We start from the raw sequence: 2,408 nt of genomic DNA, 5'->3' as shown, positions 1-2,408 counted from the left end.
TCGATGGGGGACGGCGAGGAAGCCATCACCGCGATGCAGGCGCAATTTACCCCGCCGCCCGAGGCCATCGTCGGTTATACCGATGAAAACCGTTATAACGCGTCCACCGAAGGGCTACTAACGCTGCCCATCGGCACCATCATACCGGCGGTCACCGTCATGAAAGCCAACAGCGACCGCTTAGGCACGTTTAAGGCGGTGGTGTCTCAAGACGTCATGGACGTCACCCAAACGTGGGTGCTCATTCCCAAAGGCTCAGAGCTCATTATTAAGAGTTTTCGTATGAGCGGCGCGAATGAGGCCATTAATAGCGTGGTCGGGATGAGCGTGCCATGGATAGTGCTGCCCGATGGCAACAAGATTGACACCAGTAAATCGAGCGGTCTCGACCGTGAGGGCATGGGGGGCATCAGCGACCAAGTTGACCATCACTGGATGGAACAATTTTTGGGCGTCGCCGCGTATGCGTTGGTGGCCAATAACACCTCTTATGAGGGAACCGGCAACGACTCTGACAGCAGCTATGAGTTAGAAGTGGCGCAAGGGCTGCGTGATCAACTGGCGCCACACGTTCAAAAATACCTTCAACTGCGGCCAACGAACGTCATTCGTTCAGGCCAAAGCATGAACATCATCATCGAGGATGAGGTCTTCCTCAAGCCTTGGCGAAACATCTACGAGGACTATCTGTGAAATTAACAAGGACATTATTGATATTGGGGGGCGTGATTGCCCCTCATGCTTTTGCCATGCCACTGCCTGACGTGGACACGCTACAAGTGTCCGCTCGCACGCTTTACCCGCCAGAGGTGAGGACGGTCGGTGAGGCGGCCACGTGGTTACTTGAACCTTTGGGGTATCACATTGTGACGGATTACCCCGCCCCGAAAAGTGCGCAGGGGATATTGATTAAGCCTATCCCGACGGCGGCTAAGATGCACCGTACGATGCCCGTGACACACGCGCTTCAACTGTTAATCGGTGAAGGCAACAGCCTCATTGTGGACAGAGAGCACAAACTCATTACGTTTTCAAAGGGGGTGCTGCTATGAACAAACTCTTATTAATCGGTGGCGCCTGCGTCTTGCTTGCGGGGTGTTCAACTCCGACGTACACCGGACAAGGGGAATATTTTGAATTGGACAACGTCAATCTGGTTGAACGTGATCTATCGCGGCTTGAAAGTGTTCAGCTTGCCGATACCCGTTTAAGCGCCTCATCTTCTGAGCCGTCCAAACGCGCGATTCAACCCATGGCCACGTACGTGGTGTATGAGGGGGAGCCGCTCGGCAGTGCGCTGCGTCGTTGGCTAAAAAGCGAAGGCTATCGCAATGTCGCGTGGTCAATCACGCCTGAGCATCAAGCGCTTTTGGATGCGCCGATGGAAAAACAAGCCTTTACCGGTAGCTTTAAAAAAATCTGGGATGACATTCAAAAGCAACAGGGCTTCAAACTGCACTTGGTGCAAACCACCTACCAGGGTCAGCCCGTGGCTGGGGTGTACGACTTTGACGGGAAAGCGCGCCTGACGTACGTCAGTGGCCAATCCTTACGTGAGGTGGTGAAACAAGTGGTGCTCAATTACGAGTTACGTTGGGGCGAGTCGTTGACGCATAAGCGCTCTTGGCTCGCAAGCAATGATTATCAATTTAGCGCCGATTATTACCTGTTGACGCCATGGGATGACATTGACGGTGCGTTGGCGACGGTCTTAGACGGTTACCCCGTCACGGCGTCTATTTTGGATTCGACCGGACAGGTCTTTATTGAGGAAGCCTTATGAGGTGGATACCCCTATTAATGAGCGCGCTGGTGTTAGCTGGTTGCGCGTCACAAGAATATCAAGACAACATCGAACGCAATAAGGCGGTGCAACAAGAGATCGCAGACAAGAGTACTTTTATTGAAAAAGCGAAGGTGACTCGCATCAGTAAGCCGCCTCAATCGTTCGCTCTGCTGACACAGCCTAAAGGCCATGAATGGATGAAAGAGACCATCACCGTGAACGTCAGTGAGATGCCGTTATCGGTGGTGCTGGAAGAAATCATGGCAGGCGTCGACACGCCCGTCTTTTTTGGTGAAGGCATTAACCCCAATCTTCCGGTGACCTTGAACTATTCGAACGCGCGAGAAGATGTGCTCAACCTATTATCGCGTGAGGTGGGTTACAGCATTGAACATCGAGCGGGGCGCCTTGAGGTCTCGGCGAGTGTGACGCGCACCTTTTCGCTGAACATTCCCACGGGAAAAATGTATGGACAACTCGGCTCACAGGGCAGTCAAACCGAAGGGGAAGCGACCATTGAAGGTCAATACCTGAACGTGAAGTATTCGGATGTGGACATCACTACCGAAGTGGCTAATGACATTAAATCTCTGCTGGGCGGAGGTGAAAAAGCACAAGGTGC

At 52.9% G+C, this 2,408-nt stretch carries 3 protein-coding genes and 1 pseudogene; all 4 read left to right on the top strand.

Translation table 11 applies throughout. The features are described from left to right. Nucleotides 1–693: TrbI/VirB10 family protein (locus A142_RS00745; protein WP_029405269.1), on the top strand; the 693-nt coding region annotated here is incomplete at its 5' end. Further along, nucleotides 690–1,052, top strand: a complete 363-nt coding sequence (locus tag A142_RS00740) for a hypothetical protein (RefSeq protein WP_017097145.1) — start codon at nt 690–692, stop codon at nt 1,050–1,052. The genes A142_RS00745 and A142_RS00740, both read left to right, overlap by 4 nt. Next, nucleotides 1,049–1,783, top strand: a complete 735-nt coding sequence (locus tag A142_RS00735; protein ID WP_019820014.1) for a hypothetical protein — start codon at nt 1,049–1,051, stop codon at nt 1,781–1,783. The genes A142_RS00740 and A142_RS00735 overlap by 4 nt, the downstream gene beginning before the upstream one ends. Next, nucleotides 1,780–2,408: pseudogene (locus tag A142_RS00730) on the top strand (hypothetical protein); the annotation flags it as partial. The gene A142_RS00735 and the pseudogene A142_RS00730, both read left to right, overlap by 4 nt.

The sequence above is a fragment of the Vibrio splendidus 12E03 genome (assembly GCF_000272105.2).
GTDB lineage: Bacteria > Pseudomonadota > Gammaproteobacteria > Enterobacterales > Vibrionaceae > Vibrio > Vibrio splendidus_I.
Note: the sequence above shows the minus strand (reverse complement) of the source record. Positions and strands in the feature narration are given on the sequence as shown.